Genomic DNA, 19,472 nt, shown 5'->3' with positions numbered 1-19,472 from the left:
GTAATTTTATGGACAATTTGTTCAGGACGTATTTTTCAAACAACTCTGCTCTGTTTTCTACCTCCCTCTGCACGCTTTCCGGTGAACAACACTGGCGTTCCGCGCTATAGTCACGTCTTCTGCCTGAGCTGGCGCTATGCGCTTAGCTAACTGATTTAATTCCCACTTTTTTGGTTTGCTGTTCGCAGCGAGCCTCGATGGATTATATTCTCAAGCAGGAGAAAAACATGTTTTACTGGATTTTATTAGCTCTGGCTATCGTTGCTGAAATTACCGGCACCTTGTCGATGAAATGGGCGAGCGTGAGTGACGGCAGCACCGGATTTATTTTGATGCTGGTCATGATTACGCTTTCCTATATATTCCTCTCTTTCGCGGTTAAAAAAATCGCGCTGGGCGTGGCATACGCTTTGTGGGAAGGTGTTGGTATTTTATTGATTACGCTGTTCAGCGTCATGATATTTGATGAAACCCTGACGACAATGAAAATTGCCGGGCTGACGACCCTGGTCGCAGGTATCGTGCTGATTAAATCGGGTACGCGCAAACCAGCCAAACAGCAGAAGGAGCAGACCCATGCAGCAGTTTGAATGGATCCACGCGGCCTGGCTGGCTTTCGCCATCGTTCTGGAAATTATTGCGAACGTCTTTTTGAAGTTCTCCGACGGCTTTCGTCGCAAAGCCTACGGCCTGTTATCGATTGCCGCGGTTCTGGGGGCGTTTAGCGCCCTGTCACAGGCGGTGAAAGGCATCGATCTTTCCGTGGCCTACGCGCTGTGGGGCGGCTTCGGTATTGCCGCCACCCTGGCGGCAGGCTGGATTATGTTCGGGCAGCGTTTAAACCATAAAGGCTGGATAGGGCTGGTATTACTGCTCGCTGGCATGATCATGATTAAACTGGCCTGAGTGACCTACTGCTGCGCCAGGGCTTCCAGCCGGTCGCGAAAACCGGTCACCGCCAACGCTCGGTTATCGGCGCGCCAGCGGTCTTTCGCTGCCGGAGCAGAACTCTGAACGCCAATCAGTTGCCAGCCGTTAACGGTTTTTAACATCAGGGGCGATCCGCTATCACCCGGTAGCGTATCGCACTGATGCGAAAGCACGCTGTTTTGCGCCCAGCCCGTCACCACGCAGTCCGTATGGGTGTACAGCGAATCGAGGTGATCAACAGGGTAGCCTGACTGCGTCACTTTTCGATCGGCGGCTTTCAGGGCGGCGGTAAGCGCGTCTTTGTCACCATCAAAGAGCGGTAGCGGAGCGATCCCGGACGGCGGATAACGTAAAACGATCAGACCGAAATCCCAGGATGCCGCCCCGGGCGGCACAATCCATCCATCGCCATCCGGTTTCAGGCGTTTCCCGAGCGACGGATCCACCCGCCCCTCAATACCGTGAATTTCGTAGCGCCAAATCCCTTTCTGCGAGACAAAGCGCAGGGCGATCGCTTTATCCGGTTTGCCTTCGGGCGGCATTAACAGGCAATGACCCGCCGTCAGCGCAAGGCGTGGCGTTATGAGAGTTGCGGTACATAGATTGCCGCTGGCGGTTTCCAGTTGCCCGATGGCATCCCAGGGCGCTTCGGTAGGATCGGTGACACGCGTACGATCGTCATGACCAAAAAACAGCGTCTTTACCTCTTTGGCGCTGATGGCGTCATCGTCGCCCTCATCCGCATGTGAAAAGCCTGCAAAAAGGCTAAACGTTCCCAGTAACAACACAACAGATTTACGCATATCACACTCTGGTGGGGGTAATTATGATTATTAAAAGTGAACCCTATGAAAATACTATAGACGCGACGGCGAGAAAGTGGGAGTAAAATCAGCGTGCTACATTCAGGAAAGATAAAAGTGGCTGGCGATGAGCGCGCATAAAATTAGCAGGATAAGAATGAACTCAAACCGATAGCGCCGCAGCATACGCCCTCCGGATAAAAAAACGGCGCTGACCGCAATCCCGTTCAGCGCCGGTTTACCAACGTGCCCCGAAGGGCACGGTTAAGCTTGTACTCTTACGCTGCTGGCTGTGCAGCAGGTTTAGCCGCTTCGTGTTTTGCCGCTTTTTTGTGATGCTTTTTAGCCGCCTGGGCTTTCTGCTCTACCGCAGGTTTTGCCGTTTTTTTGTGGTGCTTTTTCGCGGCCTGCGCTTTCTGTGCTGCCGCTGGTTTAGCCGCTTTGTGATGTTTTTTATGGTGAACCGTTTTGGCCGGAGCAGCGGTGGATGCCGCAGGCGCTGCGGTGGCGGTAGTTTCAGCCGCGAATGCAGCGGAAGAAAGACCCATAGCAGCGGCAACAACCAGAGCTAATACTTTTTTCATTTTCATACCCTCGAATTTGGTTTTTCATTTAACCCCACTGCGGGGCCGTTGAAATAACTATATCCCTGTAAATTCGGGGTTTCCGTGAGTGATTGGTATCGGCGTGTAACCATATGTACAACGCCGGGGTGGCCCCCGGCGCGTTCGTTTACAGGTAGCGGGACGTCAGGTGTTCGCGGAAGTAGCGGATATTCAGATCTTCACCTGTGGCCTGGGTGATGAGCTGCGACGTGCTGAAACGGCTGCCGTGCTGCCAGATATTCTGACGCAGCCAGTCAAACAGCGCCGAGAAGTCGCCCCCGGCAATGGATGCCTGCAACCCGGGCAGCGCAGTTTTGGCGGCATGGAATAGCTGTGCCGCATACATAGCCCCCAGCGTGTAAGACGGGAAGTAGCCAAAACCGCCGTCGGTCCAGTGGATGTCCTGCATACAGCCGTTGCGGTAGTTATCTTTGGTGGATAATCCAAGCCAGGCCTGCATTTTCTCATCCCATAACGCGGGGATATCATCCACTTCGATTTCGCCATTGATCAGCGCGCGCTCAATCTCATAGCGCAATACCACATGCGCCGGATAGCTCACTTCATCTGCGTCAACGCGGATGTAGCCCGGTTTCACGCGCTGATTCCAGGCAATAAAATTCTCTTCACTGAATGCCGCCTGGCTGCCGAAACGGGCATGGACCGCCGGAAGCAAATGCTTCAGGAAAGCCTCACTGCGGCCCAGCTGCATTTCAAAGAACAAGCTCTGGGATTCATGGATCGCCGTAGAGCGCGCCAGCGCAACGGGCTGACCGGCCCACGCTCGCGGAAGGTTTTGCTCGTAGCGGGCATGTCCGGTTTCGTGGATCACGCCGAAAAGCGCGCTGAGCAACTCGTTTTCATCGTAACGCGTGGTGATACGCACATCTTCCGGCACGCCGCCGCAGAACGGGTGGGCGCTAACGTCCAGACGACCGCCGTTAAAATCGAAGCCAAGCATTTTCATCGCTTCCAGGCCCAGCTCGCGCTGGGTGGCGGTGGGGAAGGGACCCTGTGGCGGAACGAACGATCGTTGAGCCTGTTTTTCCACAACCTTTGCCAGCAGCTCCGGCAGCCAGGACTTCAGATCGCCGAACAGCACATCCAGGCGAGCGCTTGTCATGTCGGGTTCAAAGATATCCAGCAGCGCGTCGTAAGGCGTGCAGCCTTTAGCCTCGGCGCGCAGGCGGGCCTCTTCACGACTGAGCTTCACCACCTCTTTCAGGTTGGCTGAAAAGCCCTGCCAGTCGTTGGCCGGACGCTGAGTACGCCAGGCGTGTTCACACCTGCTGCCCGCCAGCGATTTGGCCTCTACCAGCGATTCCGGAAGTAAAGTGGCCTGCTGGTAGTGGCGCGTCATTTCACGCAGGTTGGCCTGCTCAACGTCGTTCAGATCTTCTTCTGCCGCCGCCGCCAGCCATTCACCCACTTTTTTATCGGTCAGGATCTGATGTTGCAGGACGCTCATCTCCGCCAGCGCTTCACCGCGCGCGGCGCTGCCGCCTGGCGGCATCATGGTGAACATGTCCCAGCTGGCGATGGAGGAGAGGTGAGAGAAGCGGGAGAGACGCTGGAAGGTGCGGGTGAGTTGTTGATAGTTATTGTTTTTCATGAAGTCCTCGTGTCTGAATCAGCCGATGACAAAAATTAGCATCGGCTCGATTTAAACACGAAGAGGGCTGAATGTTAATGCAGTCGTTTATGCAGGCTCGCGCCCACCAGCAGTGCCGCGCACAGCATCAGCGCGATAAATCCGCCCACGCCGTTCCAGCCGTAGTTATGCCAGAACACCCCGCCGAGCGTACCGGCTATGCTGGAACCAAGATAGTAACTGAGCAGATACAGTGACGAAGCCTGACCTTTAGCGCGGCGCGCGCGTGGGCCAATCCAGCTGCTGGCAACGGAATGCGCGGCAAAGAAGCCCGCAGAGAAGAGCAGCATTCCGGCAAAAATCAGCCACAGGGAAGAGACAAGCGTCATCAGCAGTCCGAACAACATCACAGCTGTGGACACCAGCATCACCGGACCACGGCCGAAGCGCGCGGTCATGGCGCCCGCTTTTGGCGAACTCCATGTCCCGGTGAGATACGCCACAGAGAGCAAACCCACCAATGCCTGGCTAAGATGCCACGGCGAGAGCATCAGCCGGTAGCCAATATAGTTAAACAGCGTGACAAATGACCCCATCAGCAGGAATCCCATCAGAAACAGTCGCGGCAAACCTTTGTCGCGCCAGTGCAGACGGAAGTTGATAAACAGTGTTTTCGGACGCAGAGAAGTCGGGCGGAAATGGCGCGATTCCGGCAGGATTTTCCAGAACATCAGCGCCGAAGCGAGGGCGAAGCAGCCGATTACGGCCAGCGCAATGCGCCAGTTAAAGAAATCGGTAAACACACCGCTGAGCAGGCGTCCGCTCATCCCGCCGATAGAGTTCCCGCTAATGTACAGCCCCATGGAGAAGGCCACGAAACTCGGGTGGATCTCCTCGCTGAGATAGGTCATCCCGACCGCCGCCACGCCGCTGAGGGATAACCCAATCAGCGCGCGCATGACCAGAATGCCGTGCCAGCTGGTCATCATGGTGGACAGCAAGGTACACACGGAGGCCAGCATTAACGCCGTTACCATGACCTGCTTACGCCCGATGGCATCTGAAAGTGGCCCGGTGAACAGCAGACCGATCGCCAGCATCCCGGTTGAAATGGAGAGCGAAATACTGCTGCTGGCTGGCGACACGCCAAATTCATGCGACAGGACCGGCAGGATCGGCTGAACGCAGTAGAGCAGGGCGAAAGTGGCGAGACCCGCTGAGAAGAGCGCCAGCGTGACGCGCATAAACTGGGGGGTACCACGTTTTATAAACTGAACCGGCTGCGGTACTGCGGGTAAATCATCAATGTCGCTGGCCGGCGCGATATCAACGGTCGTTGTACGGCTCACACATAATCCTTGCTTAAACTTCCCCGTGGTTTCTGGTGACGGGTATGACCACAAGATTAGGGTAGGAAAATGTAAATATTCTGTCTAATATATTAATAATCTCAAATGATACTTTAAAAATATGAATATCGAGCTGCGCCATCTGCGCTATTTTGTCGCCGTCGCCGAAGAGCTCCATTTTGGTCGTGCTGCGGCAAGGCTGAATATCTCCCAGCCACCGCTGAGCCAACAGATCCAGATCCTTGAGCAGCAGGTTGGGGCGCGTCTGCTGGCGCGAACCAACCGCAGCGTGAGCCTGACGGCGGCGGGAAAACAGTTTCTCGCCGATAGCCGACAGATCCTGAGCATGGTGGTGGACGCCGCCGCCAGAGCGGAACGGCTTCATCTCGGGGAGACGGGGGAGCTACGCATCGGGTTTACCTCGTCGGCCCCCTTCATCAGCGCTGTTTCACAAACGCTATCCTCGTTTCGCAGTAACTTTCCGGATGTGCATATTCAGACGCGCGAAATCAATACCCGGGAGCAAATATCGCCGCTTAATGAAGGATCGCTCGACCTGGGGCTAATGCGTAACACGCAGTTGCCTGATACCCTGGCGTGGCAGGTGATCCTCCGCGAACCGCTGATGGCGATGATCCCCCGGGATCACCCGCTCGCCGCGCAGCATAGCGTCACCCTGGCTGAACTGGCGAAAGAACCCTTTGTCTTTTTTGACCCACAGGTGGGTACCGGATTGTATGACGATATTCTTGGTCTGATGCGGCGATATGGCCTTGTCCCGACTATCGCGCAGGAAGTGGGGGAAGCCATGACGATCATTGGTCTCGTTGCCGCAGGACTTGGCGTGTCGATTCTTCCGGCCTCGTTTAAACGGGTACAACTGCCGGAAATGCGCTGGGTGAATATTGCCGAGCAGGATGCGGTCTCGGAGATGTGGCTGGTGTGGTCTAAACATCATGAACAGAGCCATGCGGCACAGCGTTTCAAAGAACAATTAATTACCGCTTCTCACGGGCGTTATTTATAGGGAAAAGCGGGCGAAAATGTGCAGTAAATCACATGGCTAAGTAAAAATTTGACGTCAGCCATTGAAGTGCTTCACCATAGCCCTCAGTTTATTTCGAAGCTCGAAAATAAGGGAGTACGAGGTGGTTGCTGATAGTCAGCCAGGGCATATCGATCAGATCAAGCAGACCAACGCGGGCGCCGTTTATCGCCTGATTGATCAGCTGGGTCCGGTTTCGCGTATCGATCTTTCGCGCCTGGCACAACTGGCACCCGCCAGTATTACCAAGATTGTCCGCGAAATGCTGGAAGCCCATCTGGTTCAGGAGACAGAAATTCAGGAGCCGGGCAGCCGTGGCCGTCCGGCGGTAGGGCTGGTGGTGCAAACGGAAGCCTGGCACTACCTGTCGCTGCGAATTAGCCGCGGGGAAATCTTCCTCGCGCTGCGCGACCTCAGCAGCAAGCTGGTGGTGGAAGACCGGCTGGAACTCCCGCTCGATGCAGAGCAACCACTCCTCGATGCCATTCTGACCCACATCGACCAGTTCTTTATTCGTCACCAGCAGCGCCTTGAACGTTTAACGGCGATTGCGATCACCCTGCCGGGAATTATTGATACCGAAAATGGCATTGTGCACCGCATGCCGTTTTATGAAAACGTCAAAGAGATGCCGCTGGGCGACGTGCTGGAAAACCACACCGGTGTGCCGGTCTACATTCAGCATGATATCAGCGCCTGGACGATGGCGGAGGCGTTATTTGGCGCTTCCCGGGGGGCGCGCGACGTGATTCAGGTGGTGATTGATCACAACGTTGGCGCAGGTGTGATCACCGACGGGCGTCTGTTGCATGCTGGCAGCAGTAGCCTGGTGGAGATTGGCCATACGCAGGTCGATCCGTACGGAAAACGCTGCTACTGCGGTAATCATGGTTGTCTGGAGACGATTGCCAGCGTCGAAAGCGTGCTGGAGCTGGCGCAGGTGCGGCTCAGCCAGTCAATGAGCTCCACGCTGCACGGTCAACCGTTGAGCGTCGAGGCATTGTGCACAGCGGCAAGACAGGGCGATCTGCTGGCGAAGGACATCATTACCGGCGTGGGCAATAATGTCGGGCGCATTCTGGCCATTATGGTGAACCTGTTTAACCCGCAAAAAATACTGATCGGCTCCCCGCTCAGCCAGGCGGCGGATATCCTCTTTCCGGCAATTTCCGCCTGCATCAACCAGCAGGCGCTTCCCGCGTACAGTAAAAACATCGTGGTCGAAAGTACGCAATTTTCCAACCAGGGTACGATGGCTGGCGCCGCGCTGGTAAAAGATGCGATGTACAACGGCTCGTTACTGATTCGTTTGCTTCAGGGCTAACTCTTTTCCATAGATGTACGAAAAATTGCGCTATCTCAAGCCGGGTAGCGCACGCTTCCCGTAGACTTTCCCCACTGAATTATTTACCTGGTTTATATTTTTTGAAGCATACCCAAGAGGTGGAATGAGTCATGCTTAAGCGTTTCTTTATTACTGGTACGGATACGTCTGTCGGGAAGACCGTCGTATCCCGCGCGTTACTTCAGGCCCTGGCGGCAAGCGGTAAACGCGTTGCAGGATACAAGCCGGTAGCAAAAGGCAGTAAAGAGACGCCAGAAGGGCTGCGCAATAAGGACGCCCTGGTTCTGCAAAGCGTCTCGTCTCTGGAACTGCCTTATGATGCCGTCAATCCCATCGCGTTAAGCGAAGAGGAAAGCAGCGTCGCTCACAGTGGGCTTATCAACTACAGTCTGCTCTCTGATGGCCTGGCAAATCTGAGTGAAAAGGTTGACCACGTTGTCGTTGAAGGGACCGGTGGCTGGCGCAGCCTGATGAACGATTTACGTCCCCTTTCCGAGTGGGTGGTGCAGGAGCAGCTGCCGGTGATTATGGTCGTGGGCATTCAGGAAGGGTGCATCAACCATGCCTTGCTGACGGCGCAGGCTATCGCTAATGACGGCCTGCCACTGATTGGTTGGGTGGCGAACCGTATTAACCCGGGCCTTGCGCACTACGCAGAAATCATCGACGTGCTGAGCAAAAAGCTACCTGGCCCGTTGGTAGGCGAACTGCCTTATCTGCCCCGCGCCGAGCAGCGCGAATTAGCGCACTATATCGATCTCTCGGCTTTCGGCGGTATGCTGGCCGTAGATCGAGTCGTGGCGTAGCGTTCTCGACAATACCGACGCCACAACACAGGCAACCAGCAAACCGGGAAGTAAAAAATACTGCCCGGTCATCTCACATACCATCAAGGCCGACATGATTGGCGCATGCGTTGTGGCGGCGAGCAGCGTCGCCATACCCGCCAGCCCAAGCAGGATCGCCGTCTCAGAGCCAGGAAACCACAGCGCAAAGATCTGCGCAAACAGCATTCCCGTTGCCATACCAACGAACAAGGTTGGCGTAAACACGCCTCCCGGTGCGCCGGACCCGCTGCTTGCCAGCACCGCCAGGAGCTTGCAGATAAAGACGCCGGCAATTACCGACAGCAGCGGCGGCGACTGCAAAAACGCCTGAACCACGCTGTAGCCATTCCCCCATACCTTCGGCGTCAGCAGCGACAGCAGCCCGACGATCAGCCCCCCCAGCGCCAGCTGCCACGGCGGTGAAAGTTTGAGACGCAGAAACAGCCTGTGGCTGGCCGCCATCAGCCACATCAGCAGCGGGCCGCAAACGCCAGCCAGCAGACCCACGCCAACGATCAGGAAATAATCCACCGCCGTAAGCATCTCGCTGAGATGGACATCATAAAGTGTATTCGCGCCGGGACTTAACAGGCGCGTGGTCAGCAGAGCCACCACAGCGGCAATCACCACCGGGCCGAGGGAGGCCAGCATAAGTGTGCCAAACAGGATCTCTGCGATAAACAGGCTGCCCGCCAGCGGCGCATGATAGGCGCTGGCCATCCCGGCGGCGGCACCGCAGGCGATCCACAGTTTCCATTCGGATTTCGGCGTACAACGTTGTGCAAAAAAGGAGGCAGCGAGGGCGGCAAGCAGGATCATGGCGCCTTCCCGGCCGATGGCGCTGCCGCTGGCGACCACCAGCAACGAGGCGAGGGATTTCACCAGGCTGGCGCCGTAATCAAACTGGCCATCACCCGTCTCCAGCGCCTCCATATAATCGGTCGGGGCGTGGGGACGTTGTGCCGTCATGCGTTGCCATCCCCACAGCAGCACTCCCGCGGCCAGACCACCCAGCGCAGGCGTCAGCGCCCGCCGCCAGGGCGATAACGCGGCAGCGGCGTTCACCAGGCTTCCGCTTTCGTTGCTGAGAAACAACCACTCCAGCAGATACATGCTGTGGCGGAACACCGCAACGGCCAGCGCTGCCAGCACGCCGGTGACGGTAGCAATCAGGAGACGGCGAAACATCGCGCGGATGTCGGGGTATGCGTGAAGACGTTGCATGAAGTCGTGATTAACGGGGACGATACGATATTGTGGCGGGAAAACGTGAGGTTAGCAAAAGGTATGCGTGCGGAAAAAGGCCGGGCAGTACCCGGCCTGAATGCTTAACTCTCGCTATGAATATTCAACGCCCGGCGCGTACGCCCGGAGCTTAAATACTCCGCAATATAATCCTGGGATATCTCGCCGTTATAGCGTCCGTCCTCGTCCACAATCGGCATCCAGCTGGTGTTGCTCTCATACAGGCGAGAAAGCACCACGCGCAGGTTATCCTCGGCCTTACCTGTCATGCGGAACGGATGCAGAATATCACCGCAGCTGCCGCTGGCATTACGCGCTTCGCGGCGCTTCACAAAGCCCAGCGGTTTGCCGAGATCATCAACCACGGTAATGGCGCGAATATCGTTGTCATCCATGGTGGCGAAGGCCTCTGGCAGCGGCGTCGATTCGCGTACCGTAATCGTCGGCTGCTGGTCGGTGACGTCGCCCGCGGATACCAGCAGCAGGCGTTTCAACGTCCGGTCCTGACCAACAAACGAGCCGACAAACTCATTGGCGGGTTTTGCCAGCAGCTCGTCCGGGCTGGCGCACTGAACAATACGCCCCTGACGGAAGACGGCAATACGGTCGCCCAGCTTCAGCGCTTCGTCAATATCGTGGCTCACCAGCATCACGGTCTTTTTCAGCTTGCGCTGCATCTCCAGGAACTGGTTCTGGATCACCTCACGGTTAATCGGGTCAACCGCGCCGAATGGTTCATCCATCAGCAGGACTGGAGGATCCGCTGCCAGCGCGCGGATGACGCCGATACGCTGCTGCTGACCGCCGGACATTTCGCGCGGATAGCGGTGAAGGAATTTATGTGGATCCATTGCCACCATATCCATCAGCTCCTCGGCACGGGATTTACAGCGCGCTTTGTCCCAGCCCAGCATGCGCGGCACGACGGTAATGTTCTCTTCGATAGTCATGTTCGGGAACAGGCCAATCTGCTGGATCACGTAGCCAATGTTGCGGCGCAGGGTCACGGTGTCCATCCCGCTGGTGTCTTCGCCGTTAATCAGGATCGTCCCGCTGCTTGGCGTAATGAGACGGTTAATCATCTTCAGGGTAGTGGTTTTCCCGCAGCCGGACGGGCCGAGCAGCACGCACATTTCCCCTTCAGGCACGTTCAGGTTGACGTTGTCGACGGCCTTAAACGTCTGGCCGTGCTTCTGTGAAAATTGTTTGGTGAGGTTTTCCAGTTTTATCATTATCGAATCCCCTTTGGAGTCAGTACCACCTGCAAACGGTGCAGCAACCAGTCGAGCACAATCGCTAAAAGACAAATCATCAGCGCGCCCGCAATTAACATACGAATATCACTCCCGCCAATACCGTTAAGCAGCAGCAGGCCCAGACCGCCCGCGCCAATCACGGCAGCAATCGCCATGACGCCGATGTTCATCACTACGGCGGTGCGGATGCCGCCAAAAATGACCGGCAGCGCCATTGGGATTTCCACCCAGCGCAGACGCTGCCAGAAGGTCATGCCGATGCCGCGTCCCGCTTCGCGCAGGCCGGGTGGCAGGCTGTCGAGCGCCGTGTGGGTGTTGCGCACAATCGGCAGCAGTGAATAGAGGAACACCGCCGTAATCGCGGGCAGGGCGCCAATGCCCTGACCGATCAGCGAAAAGAGCGGGATCATCAGGCCGAAAAGCGCAATTGACGGGATGGTGAGCACAATGGTGGCAATCCCAAGCACCGGCGTTGCCAGCCATTTATGGCGGACAATTAAAATACCCAGCGGCACGCCAATAACAATCGCCATGCCCACGGCGAGTGCCACCAGCCAGAGGTGTTGCAGCGTCAGGGTTAAGAGATAGTCCCAGTTGTCGAGAATATAGTGAATCGTCTCCATAGCGCCTCCTACAGCAACTGTTTGCTACGCAGGAAATCACGGGCGACCTGCTGCGGTGACTGATGGTCGATATCCACCTTCTTATTCAGTTCGGTGATAACGTCGTTATTGAGCTGGGCTGAGAGGGTGTTCAGCGCCTCCTCCAGCCCCGGGTTAGCCTCCAGCGTGTCTTTTCGAACAACTGGCGTCACGGCGTAACTCGGGAAGAAGCCTTTATCGTCTTCCAGCACTTTAAGATCGAAGCCCTTCACGCGCCCGTCGGTGGTGTAGATCAGCCCGGCATCGACAAACCCGTCGCGCACCGCGTTATAGACCAGCCCCGGATCCATCTGGCGGATCTGCGGGCGGTCCAGCTCCATGTTGTAGGCCGCCTGCAACGGTTTCATCCCGTCGCTACGCCCGGCAAATTCCAGGTCAAGGCCCAGCAGCCAGTTGTTATCTGGATCGGTTTTACGGATCTGCTCAATCTTTGCCACCATCTCAGACATGGTATTGATATGTTCAGCCTCGGCGCGCTTGCGCTGCATGGCAAAGGCATAGGTATTGTTCATATCGGCAGGTTTAAGCCACACCAGACCGTGCTTTGCGTCGAGGCGTTTCACCGTCTCGTATGACTCCTGCGGCGACATGCGTTTGTTGATATGGTTGAAGATGATCAGCGACGTGCCGGTGTACTCCCAGGTCATATCAATCTGCTTGTTAATCATCGCGTTACGGGAAATCACCGTCGCAATATTAGTCTGCGGCTGCACCTGAAATCCTTTCTTTTGCAGATACTGTACGGTCATGGCCGAGAGAATGTGCTGCTCGGTAAAGCTCTTTGTTGCCAGGATCAGCGGCGCGGCGAGCGCCTGGCTGGTGAAGAGCGCGGCGGCGCACAGCGCCGTCAGGCCGGAAAACAGTCTCATAGAAGCTCCTTGTTATAATTATCGCGCGAGATGCGGGCTCAGTAGTCGACCCAGTGCCGCCAGCAGCGTATCCAGAATCAGGGCGAACAGGGCGGTGGCCGCCGCGCCCAGGATCAGCGTCGGGAAGTCATTCAGATAGATCCCCGGGAAAATCAGCTCGCCGTAGCTGCTGGCGCCAATCAGGAATGCCAGCGGTGCGGTACCGACGTTAATCGCAGTGGCAATGCGAATACCGGAAAGCATCACCGGCCAGGCGTTAGGAATTTCGACCTGATGCAGGCGCTGCCATTTGGTCATGCCGATGCCGTTTGCCGCTTCCAGCAACGACGCGGGAACAGAGCACAGCCCGGCATAGGTGTTACGCACAATTGGCAGCAAAGAAGCGAGAAAGAGGGCGATAATGGCCGGTTTATCACCGATGCCAATCACCACCATCGCCAGCGCCAGAACGGCCAGCGGCGGCAGGGTGTTGCCCACGTTAAAGATTTGCATCACGTATTCGGCGATACCCCGTGCCGCCGGACGGCTCAGCAGAATACCGCTTGGAATGCCCACCAGCAGGGCAAAGAACATTGATGAAAAGACCAGAATCAGGTGCTGTTGACCGAGGTAGAGCAGGTCAACCTGGCGCGCCTTAATCGTCTCCAGTCCTATTCCCCAGGTGAGGAGAGCGAGGACCACGATAATCGCGCCGACAAAAAGCAGCGAACGTTTAAGTAATGGGTGCATTGCGGTGTGTCTCCCTGTGCGCATGCGTTATAGCAACCACCTGTTGCGGTTGCCTGTTGTTATGCCATGTTTCGGCAGGGGTACTTCACCTATAGCAAGCGAAACGGAAGGGTTCCAGCAAAGGGGGTAAAACAGTAACCCTATGAAATTAGTGACAACCTGAGTTAAGCCTTATGGCGTAAGGGCTGTCTGTGGGAAGGCAGAATAGTCTTAAAGAAGCACGCCTCAAGTGACAACGTCACTTGAAGCGTGCTGATCACTCTATCGACTAAGCGCGGCGCGTACCTTTCGAACGCGCCACGAGATACGAACGATTGAAAAGGCGGCGATAAACACCAGCATCAGGCCCAGTGCCAGCATCGCGTGGAATCCAAACTCTCTGAAGAGGATCAGCCCCGCAATCCCGCCGGTAATAAACGAGAAAAGGGTGGTTAAATGGGTTTTGAGCTGGCTCTTTTGCGCGGCCGTGTCTTTGGAATAATCCCGGCGCAGCATGGCGACCATAACGGAGGCCAGCGAAATGCCGGCATCGGTCAGCGTGCCGGTAATGTGCGTGGATCTCACCCGACCGCCGGAAAGCTGAGTTGAGGTGGAGTTATGAATTCCCATCAAACCGCACAGGAAAAGAATAATCTCCTGATTCGTGGCGAAGGAGTGAAAATACATTTCATAGAGGGATACCCCGGCAAGTAATAGCCCTTCAACAAATAAAACCTGGCTGAATATCAGCCTGACGTTATGGATAATTCCCCAGATAACAATAATCCGCGCAACAATGGCGCCAGTGACAAACGACAGAATAATGGCGCCAAAAAAAAGAATATCACTGAGATCGGTGGAGGAAACTTCACTGGATAACTGCGATGTATTACCCGTCATATGAGAGGGGAAAAAGCCGAACGCGCCCAGCGCAATGGCATTCAGCAGTCCCGCGGAGGTCGCCAGCCAGAGTGCAAGACGACGATCCTCCTGATGCGTTCGTTCTTTCTTTAATTTAATCAGCAAAGAATACCTCCAGTTTGAGCTTTGCCTGACTTCTCAAGCTAACAAAGCGATGTCGCCGACTGACCAGGATATTGCTTAATTATTATTTCAACGGGAGGTATTCGAGGTTTTGTAATTAAATAAAATAACCCTGTTCATATAATGCCTTATTGCTGATGCCACGAGCAGACTGACGGGCAATAATACCGTCCCAATGTGCACGCCCGCTGTAGCGGGATGGGATTTGATTCAGTGTAGACATAGGTGTCATTCACGACGATGAGAAGAGATGCCCCCGTGATTTCCGGGGGCTTAGAATGTTATTTCAGACTGGTTTTGAAGAACTGCTCAAACTGCGCGAACGGGATTTTTCCTGCGACGTTATCGTAGAGATCAACATGGTTTGCACCGGGAACAATCACCAGCTCTTTCTCTTTGCTGCCGACGGCCTTGAACGCATCCTCCGCAAAATAACGAGAGTGTGCGTTTTCACCGGTCACAATCAGCGTTGGGATAGTGATCTCCCCGGCATAGCTCAGCAGCGGCATATTCATAAAGGATAACGGCATGGTCGCAGTCCACGCGCCGGTGGAGTTTACGGAACGGGCATGGAAACCGCGCGGCATACGGTAGTAATCATAGAACTCTTTCAGTACCGGATGCGGATCGGTGGGCAGTGCTTCCGGCAGAATGCGCTCGGCCGCCGTCACCTTGCCATTCTCATCGACATTAATATCGTGGCCGCCATGGGCGAAAGTGCCGCTTTCAGCATCTTTCCAGCGCTGCGCGTTCAGATACTGCAACACGGCCCGACGATCGGCCGCTGAATAGCGATCTTTCCCGTTGCCCACGCCGTGACCCATCGCGCGGCTCATATCGTACATTACGCTGGTGGCGACCGCCTTCACGCGGGTATCCATGGATGCCGCGTTCAGCGCCATACCGCCCCAGCCGCAGATACCAAGAATGCCGATACGGTTACGGTCGACTTCTTTCTGTAACCCCAGGAAATCCACAGCGGCGCTAAAGTCTTCGGTGTTGATGTCAGGGGAGGCAACGTTACGCGGCTGGCCGCCACTTTCCCCCGTGTAGGATGGGTCGAAGGCCAGGGCCACGAACCCCTGCTCAGCCAGAGTCTGGGCGTACAGACCGCTGGATTGTTCTTTAACCGCACCGAACGGCCCACTGACGGCTATCGCCGCCAGTTTCTGGTCGCCGTGGTTCCTGGGAATGTACAGATCGCCCACCAGAGTGATCCCGTACCGGTTCTGGAACGTCACTTTTCGGTGGTTGACTTTATTGCTCTCGGAGAAGGTTTTATCCCAGGTTGTCACCATCGAAACGGGGGCGTTGGGATTTAGCGTTTCTGCATAACTCATTGTTGTCACTCCACTTAATGATGCGCATAACAGCAGCGCAACGGACAGTTTTTGGGTGAATGTTTTCATAAGAGGTACCGTGTGTTGTTGTAATGAGGCCATTATAGTTAGCAGAAATAGTGATGATTAGAGGCCTGAAGCTGCTAGGATTAATATCATTTTGTTATGAATTGACGAGGCATGATGGCGAAGCGGGAAAACTATAATGAGCTGTATCTCTTTATCCAGGTGGTGCGGGTGGGAAGCTTCACGGCAGCCGCACAGCGGCTCGGGCTGGCGCAATCCGGGATCAGCCGATCGGTTCGCGAGCTGGAAGAGCGGCTTGGCGTTCAGCTTCTGGTGCGCACTACGCGCAAGCTGTCGCTGACACACGCCGGGGAACAGCTTTACCAGACCGCCGGCTCCGCCTTTGATGCGCTTGATACCGGGTTGACCAGACTGGCGCATTACCGTCAGACGCCGTCCGGCACGGTGCGCATTAATGCCAGCCAGCACGCCATCGAGAAATGTCTGCTGCCAAAGCTCGCTATCTTCAAACAGCGTTACCCGGATATCCGTCTGGAATTGATGAATGAGAGCCGGTTCGTGGATATCATTGCCGAGCGATTCGACGCGGGCGTCCGGCTGGGACCGGAGGTGGGACAAGGAATGATTGCGGTGCGCATCACGCCCGATATGGAGATGGCTGTGGTTGCCGCCCCGGCGCATTTTCGGCGCTATGGTTTCCCGCAGACGCCCGCCGATCTGGACGCTCATCCCTGCATTGCCTACCAGTTTGCAGACGGTAACCACTATCAATGGGAGCTTGTTCAGGACGGGAAGGGAGTTACGCACCGGCCTGAGGGGCAATGGGCCTTTTCCGACAGCTACATGGAGGCTGAAGCGGCCCGGCTGGAACTCGGGCTGGCCTATGTCCCGGTTGAGCTGGTGGCTGACGATCTGGAGCGTGGCACGCTTATACGCGTCTTACAGCGCTACAGCCTGCGGATGGAAGGGCTTTACCTCTATTATCCGCACCGCAACGTGTCCCCGGCGCTGAGAGCGGTTATTGATACGTTGAAAATTTAAGGCAGCCTCTGCTCGATGGTCTATACAGCTCCTGGGTTTATGGTACGCTACTATTTTATATAGCGCTGCTTAATTAAGGCAAAGAAATGACAAAAATTACGCCAGAATATACGGCTGTAGACTTATCGAGTTGGGCAAGGAAAGAACATTTTGAAGTCTTTCAGAGCTTTGCTCAATGCACGATTAACCAAACGGTTCAGCTGGATATCACTGCGCTGCTGAAACATATCAAACAGGTTGGCTGGAAATTTTATCCTTCGATTATTTCCCTTATTTCGACAGTCGTTAACCGCCATTCTGAGTTCCGTATGGCTATGAAGGATAATGAGCTTGTAATATGGAATGAGGTGCATCCCAGCTATACCCTTTTCCATAAAGAGACGGAGACGTTTTCATCATTATGGAGTCACTTCGACGGGAATATTCATCACTTTCAGAACGTTTATGCAGAAGACGTTTCTCGCTATGGTGATAATCTTGCCTACTGGCCCAAAGAAGAGTACCGGGAAAATATATTCTTCATATCGGATATTCCGTGGGTCAGTTTTACCAGTTTTAATATCAACGTGGCTAACATGCAGAACTTTTTTGCGCCCATGTTCACGTTTGGAAAATACTTTAACCAGGATGGAAAAGTCTTGTTGCCTTTCGCCGTTCAGGTTCATCATTCTGTCTGTGATGGTTTCCATGTGGCCAGACTAATCAACGAGTTGCAAGAGTTGTGTGATAATTTACCGCACTATTAAGCCGCGAGCCGTTTCCGGCCCGCGGCAGCAGGACAGGTGATGAGTCGTTCTGACGATCAGGCGGCTTTGACGGCCCGGATTTTTTTGCTGCTATCCGCCTCTGGCGCTGTTTTATCCGTTGCAGCATTGAGCTCGGGAAGCTTGCTGGTACGCAGGATATGCTGCACGGACTCTTTCTGCTCGGCAAGATACAGACCAAGGTTTTCCGCCTGCGTTTCATCCATCTGCATTCCGCTTTGCAGCAGCCAGTCGGTGAACGCTTCTGCCATGTCGAGCAGTTTGTCGTGAGCGTCAGCCTCTTTCTTACTGGCAAAAGTCATTTTCTCTTCACCTTTTCTTACGACCACGAATTTTGTTTCAACAGCCATTTTGCACCTCCAGCACTGTAATTATATACAGTATAGCAGTTCCGGATCTGCGTTGCAGCAAAAATGTCCGAACCTGGCTTACACAACGGATGTACAAGCCAGGAGCTGCTATCGGTACAGCGTTTTTTCTGCAATCGGGATCAGCAAAGTGGACTGCCATTCTGCCAGCGTCAGCTGGGCAAGTTTACCCAGCGCCGTATAGAACGGATGGGCCGCGTTTTCAACGAATACGCTAAGGAAACGCGTGCTCCACGGCAGCAGATGCCAGGCCATAAGCTGGTCGCGTTCTGTGTCGCGACCGTTCTCGGCAAGCCATGCCGCCAGCATCAGCAACGTTCCGAAGTGATCTTCCGGCTCATTCTGCTGCATCTCAAAGGCGATATGGTTTTCACGCATCCACTGGCGCAATGCAAGGGTCGAATCGCCAAACAGCACGGACTCGCGATCGAGCCAGACGGAGCCCCACGGGGGGGCGGGCAGGGCATACGGGCCAATAAACAGACGCTGCCAGGCGTCTTTCAACGCTTCGTCCGACGGGTTCTTAAACATACTGGCCACGGGCTGCAGGCTTTCCTGCGCCAGCGGCCAGTCCTGCACCCAGTCACCTGCGGTCAGGGCACTCACCAGCGGTGCGGTCTGCTCGCTGTCAGGGGCAAAATAAAACAGCGCGCCCAGTACCCGGGCGCTGAACGCGAACGATTCGCGGTGTGAGACGTCATTCATTACAACTTTCCTTACTTGTGCGCGGGGGTAGGCCGCGCACCTGTGTTAACCTGCAATTGCTAACCCTGCGGTCATATGCAAACCATAAAATAGCCCACGGCCAATCATTTCACCCACCGCCACCAGCACGAAACCTGCAAACAGGCCGAGCGTTTTCGGTTCCTGACGACGAATAAGTGGACAGATCCAGCAGCCTAAACCCGCCGCCAGCAGCGCGATGCGCCATACCTGAAGCGAACCATAATCCGGCAGCAGGGCGTTAGCCTGCTGGATAGAACTCTGGATCGTCCCCAGCGTATTGCTTTGCAACACGACGACCGCCACGCAGGCGATGAGTGCCAGTACGCTGACAGACGCGGCAAGGGTACCTTTGTATGTCACGTTTGCGACCCGCAGAAGCAGCGCGGCCAGCATCGGGCCAGTAAGAGCCATCGTCAGGAAGAAGGCCAACGTGGTGTAGCCCGTATACCAGGTCGGTACGGTATCGATCTGATAGACCCGGGTCATCGCCCAGACAAAAACGACACCCAGGAGCTGGCTGACAACCAGCCAGATTTTGCCTAAAGCTGGGGGCATTTTACCGATAACCGACACCAGCCACCAGAAACCGCCCACGGCAAAGAAGATCGAACCCGCCGCGATCTCATTACTCAGCGCTGACGTTCCCACGCGGTTAAGCGAGTTGAAGGCGCGCAGCGGGGAGCCAAGATGCAGTACCGAGGCCATAAACCCAATACCCATTACCAGCCAGAGAAAAAACAGGCTGCGCACGATGCGTATTCTGGCCTTGTCATCACGTTCATTCAGCCAGGCGAAGCCCATCACGATTAATGCGCCAGCCACGCACTGCCCGAAAACGGTGAAGATCACCAGCGGCCATTCATGCCATCCACTTCCCATCTCACACCTCCTTCGGGTTTGCCAGGTAGCCGGTGGTGTCACCCGTCG

22 protein-coding genes are annotated in these 19,472 nt (G+C 55.4%); 7 read left to right on the top strand and 15 right to left on the bottom strand.

The window, feature by feature from the left end; translation table 11 throughout:
* The first annotated feature begins 227 nt into the window (after positions 1-227).
* On the top strand, positions 228-590 hold the full coding sequence (gene mdtJ, locus IM282_RS18280; protein WP_032624865.1) for a multidrug/spermidine efflux SMR transporter subunit MdtJ: 363 nt from the start codon (positions 228-230) through the stop codon (positions 588-590).
* Complete coding sequence (mdtI, locus tag IM282_RS18275; RefSeq protein ID WP_022647960.1) at positions 577-906, top strand: multidrug/spermidine efflux SMR transporter subunit MdtI; 330 nt, start codon at positions 577-579, stop codon at positions 904-906. Before mdtJ ends, mdtI begins: the two co-directional genes overlap by 14 nt.
* A gap of 5 nt (positions 907-911) precedes the next feature.
* Here mdtI and IM282_RS18270 read toward each other — a convergent pair whose 3' ends face one another.
* The 5 genes from IM282_RS18270 to IM282_RS18255 form a co-directional block, all read right to left on the bottom strand.
* The gene (locus IM282_RS18270) at positions 912-1,733 is read right to left on the bottom strand and encodes a serine protease (RefSeq protein WP_023299991.1); all 822 of its coding nucleotides are present in this window, start codon (positions 1,731-1,733) and stop codon (positions 912-914) included.
* A gap of 102 nt (positions 1,734-1,835) precedes the next feature.
* Positions 1,836-1,919: a hypothetical protein gene (locus IM282_RS22035; protein ID WP_057979992.1), complete on the bottom strand. Its 84-nt coding sequence runs from the start codon at positions 1,917-1,919 to the stop codon at positions 1,836-1,838.
* A 92-nt stretch (positions 1,920-2,011) separates the two neighbouring features.
* On the bottom strand, positions 2,012-2,317 hold the full coding sequence (asr, locus tag IM282_RS18265; protein WP_192970699.1) for an acid resistance repetitive basic protein Asr: 306 nt from the start codon (positions 2,315-2,317) through the stop codon (positions 2,012-2,014).
* A 148-nt stretch (positions 2,318-2,465) separates the two neighbouring features.
* Positions 2,466-3,950: a carboxypeptidase M32 gene (locus tag IM282_RS18260; protein ID WP_045308501.1), complete on the bottom strand. Its 1,485-nt coding sequence runs from the start codon at positions 3,948-3,950 to the stop codon at positions 2,466-2,468.
* Positions 3,951-4,024: 74 nt separating this feature from the next.
* Complete coding sequence (locus IM282_RS18255) at positions 4,025-5,278, bottom strand: MFS transporter (RefSeq protein WP_192970698.1); 1,254 nt, start codon at positions 5,276-5,278, stop codon at positions 4,025-4,027.
* A gap of 121 nt (positions 5,279-5,399) precedes the next feature.
* Here IM282_RS18255 and IM282_RS18250 point away from each other — a divergent pair, with 121 nt between their 5' ends.
* The 3 genes from IM282_RS18250 to bioD all read left to right on the top strand — a co-directional run bounded on the left by IM282_RS18250 (position 5,400) and on the right by bioD (position 8,474).
* Positions 5,400-6,305 carry a LysR family transcriptional regulator gene (locus IM282_RS18250; protein ID WP_022647965.1) on the top strand — a complete coding sequence of 302 codons (906 nt, stop codon included), beginning with the start codon at positions 5,400-5,402 and terminating at the stop codon, positions 6,303-6,305.
* A gap of 121 nt (positions 6,306-6,426) precedes the next feature.
* Positions 6,427-7,647 carry a sugar metabolism global transcriptional regulator Mlc gene (gene mlc, locus IM282_RS18245; protein ID WP_192970697.1) on the top strand — a complete coding sequence of 407 codons (1,221 nt, stop codon included), beginning with the start codon at positions 6,427-6,429 and terminating at the stop codon, positions 7,645-7,647.
* Positions 7,648-7,778: 131 nt separating this feature from the next.
* On the top strand, positions 7,779-8,474 hold the full coding sequence (bioD, locus tag IM282_RS18240; RefSeq protein WP_015570628.1) for a dethiobiotin synthase: 696 nt from the start codon (positions 7,779-7,781) through the stop codon (positions 8,472-8,474).
* Here bioD and clcB read toward each other — a convergent pair.
* From clcB to IM282_RS18205, 7 genes are all read right to left on the bottom strand, one after another.
* Positions 8,409-9,719, bottom strand: coding sequence for a voltage-gated ClC-type chloride channel ClcB (gene clcB / locus IM282_RS18235; RefSeq protein WP_003857448.1), 1,311 nt, complete (start codon positions 9,717-9,719; stop codon positions 8,409-8,411). The genes bioD and clcB overlap by 66 nt on opposite strands.
* Positions 9,720-9,823: 104 nt before the next feature.
* Complete coding sequence (osmV, locus tag IM282_RS18230) at positions 9,824-10,972, bottom strand: osmoprotectant ABC transporter ATP-binding protein OsmV (protein WP_022647969.1); 1,149 nt, start codon at positions 10,970-10,972, stop codon at positions 9,824-9,826.
* Positions 10,972-11,619 carry an osmoprotectant ABC transporter permease OsmW gene (gene osmW, locus IM282_RS18225; RefSeq protein ID WP_063148135.1) on the bottom strand — a complete coding sequence of 216 codons (648 nt, stop codon included), beginning with the start codon at positions 11,617-11,619 and terminating at the stop codon, positions 10,972-10,974. The genes osmV and osmW overlap by 1 nt, the downstream gene beginning before the upstream one ends.
* A gap of 8 nt (positions 11,620-11,627) precedes the next feature.
* Entirely contained in the window at positions 11,628-12,527 is a 900-nt protein-coding gene (gene osmX, locus IM282_RS18220) for an osmoprotectant ABC transporter substrate-binding protein OsmX (RefSeq protein ID WP_017694085.1), read from the bottom strand.
* Between the two features lie 18 nt (positions 12,528-12,545).
* On the bottom strand, positions 12,546-13,256 hold the full coding sequence (gene osmY / locus IM282_RS18215; protein ID WP_022647971.1) for an osmoprotectant ABC transporter permease OsmY: 711 nt from the start codon (positions 13,254-13,256) through the stop codon (positions 12,546-12,548).
* 261 nt (positions 13,257-13,517) lie between these two features.
* A complete protein-coding gene (locus tag IM282_RS18210) occupies positions 13,518-14,261 on the bottom strand; it encodes a YoaK family protein (RefSeq protein ID WP_045621656.1) in 744 nt (247 codons plus the stop codon).
* Positions 14,262-14,560: 299 nt separating this feature from the next.
* Positions 14,561-15,688, bottom strand: a complete 1,128-nt coding sequence (locus tag IM282_RS18205) for an alpha/beta hydrolase (RefSeq protein ID WP_192970696.1) — start codon at positions 15,686-15,688, stop codon at positions 14,561-14,563.
* A gap of 114 nt (positions 15,689-15,802) precedes the next feature.
* Between IM282_RS18205 and IM282_RS18200 the strand changes: the two genes are divergently transcribed.
* Entirely contained in the window at positions 15,803-16,687 is an 885-nt protein-coding gene (locus IM282_RS18200) for a LysR family transcriptional regulator (protein ID WP_192970715.1), read from the top strand.
* 86 nt (positions 16,688-16,773) lie between these two features.
* Complete coding sequence (catA, locus tag IM282_RS18195) at positions 16,774-17,433, top strand: type A chloramphenicol O-acetyltransferase (RefSeq protein WP_023300000.1); 660 nt, start codon at positions 16,774-16,776, stop codon at positions 17,431-17,433.
* A gap of 56 nt (positions 17,434-17,489) precedes the next feature.
* On the opposite strand, the gene IM282_RS18190 is transcribed toward catA, so the two are convergent.
* The 3 genes from IM282_RS18190 to IM282_RS18180 form a co-directional block, all read right to left on the bottom strand.
* Entirely contained in the window at positions 17,490-17,801 is a 312-nt protein-coding gene (locus tag IM282_RS18190; protein WP_022647976.1) for a YebG family protein, read from the bottom strand.
* A gap of 108 nt (positions 17,802-17,909) precedes the next feature.
* A complete protein-coding gene (gene dmsD, locus IM282_RS18185) occupies positions 17,910-18,524 on the bottom strand; it encodes a Tat proofreading chaperone DmsD (protein WP_032624331.1) in 615 nt (204 codons plus the stop codon).
* A 45-nt stretch (positions 18,525-18,569) separates the two neighbouring features.
* Positions 18,570-19,424 carry a dimethyl sulfoxide reductase anchor subunit family protein gene (locus tag IM282_RS18180; protein ID WP_192970695.1) on the bottom strand — a complete coding sequence of 285 codons (855 nt, stop codon included), beginning with the start codon at positions 19,422-19,424 and terminating at the stop codon, positions 18,570-18,572.
* Positions 19,425-19,472 lie beyond the last annotated feature (48 nt).

Source organism: Enterobacter cloacae complex sp. P29RS, assembly GCF_014893445.1.
GTDB lineage: Bacteria > Pseudomonadota > Gammaproteobacteria > Enterobacterales > Enterobacteriaceae > Enterobacter > Enterobacter intestinihominis.
Note: the sequence above shows the minus strand (reverse complement) of the source record. Positions and strands in the feature narration are given on the sequence as shown.

Bases quoted from the DNA above. Each gene is read 5' to 3' on its own strand.
- osmY (WP_022647971.1), bottom strand. From the start codon at position 13,256: ATGCACCCATTACTTAAACGTTCGCTGCTTTTTGTCGGCGCGATTATC.
- clcB (WP_003857448.1), bottom strand. From the start codon at position 9,719: ATGCAACGTCTTCACGCATACCCCGACATCCGCGCGATGTTTCGCCGT.
- catA (WP_023300000.1), top strand. From the start codon at position 16,774: ATGACAAAAATTACGCCAGAATATACGGCTGTAGACTTATCGAGTTGG.
- IM282_RS18180 (WP_192970695.1), bottom strand. From the start codon at position 19,424: ATGGGAAGTGGATGGCATGAATGGCCGCTGGTGATCTTCACCGTTTTC.
- osmV (WP_022647969.1), bottom strand. From the start codon at position 10,972: ATGATAAAACTGGAAAACCTCACCAAACAATTTTCACAGAAGCACGGC.
- asr (WP_192970699.1), bottom strand. From the start codon at position 2,317: ATGAAAAAAGTATTAGCTCTGGTTGTTGCCGCTGCTATGGGTCTTTCT.
- bioD (WP_015570628.1), top strand. From the start codon at position 7,779: ATGCTTAAGCGTTTCTTTATTACTGGTACGGATACGTCTGTCGGGAAG.
- osmX (WP_017694085.1), bottom strand. From the start codon at position 12,527: ATGAGACTGTTTTCCGGCCTGACGGCGCTGTGCGCCGCCGCGCTCTTC.
- IM282_RS18260 (WP_045308501.1), bottom strand. From the start codon at position 3,950: ATGAAAAACAATAACTATCAACAACTCACCCGCACCTTCCAGCGTCTC.
- mdtJ (WP_032624865.1), top strand. From the start codon at position 228: ATGTTTTACTGGATTTTATTAGCTCTGGCTATCGTTGCTGAAATTACC.
- dmsD (WP_032624331.1), bottom strand. From the start codon at position 18,524: ATGAATGACGTCTCACACCGCGAATCGTTCGCGTTCAGCGCCCGGGTA.
- mdtI (WP_022647960.1), top strand. From the start codon at position 577: ATGCAGCAGTTTGAATGGATCCACGCGGCCTGGCTGGCTTTCGCCATC.
- IM282_RS18205 (WP_192970696.1), bottom strand. From the start codon at position 15,688: ATGAAAACATTCACCCAAAAACTGTCCGTTGCGCTGCTGTTATGCGCA.
- IM282_RS22035 (WP_057979992.1), bottom strand. From the start codon at position 1,919: ATGCTGCGGCGCTATCGGTTTGAGTTCATTCTTATCCTGCTAATTTTA.
- IM282_RS18250 (WP_022647965.1), top strand. From the start codon at position 5,400: ATGAATATCGAGCTGCGCCATCTGCGCTATTTTGTCGCCGTCGCCGAA.
- IM282_RS18190 (WP_022647976.1), bottom strand. From the start codon at position 17,801: ATGGCTGTTGAAACAAAATTCGTGGTCGTAAGAAAAGGTGAAGAGAAA.
- IM282_RS18200 (WP_192970715.1), top strand. From the start codon at position 15,803: ATGGCGAAGCGGGAAAACTATAATGAGCTGTATCTCTTTATCCAGGTG.
- IM282_RS18270 (WP_023299991.1), bottom strand. From the start codon at position 1,733: ATGCGTAAATCTGTTGTGTTGTTACTGGGAACGTTTAGCCTTTTTGCA.
- osmW (WP_063148135.1), bottom strand. From the start codon at position 11,619: ATGGAGACGATTCACTATATTCTCGACAACTGGGACTATCTCTTAACC.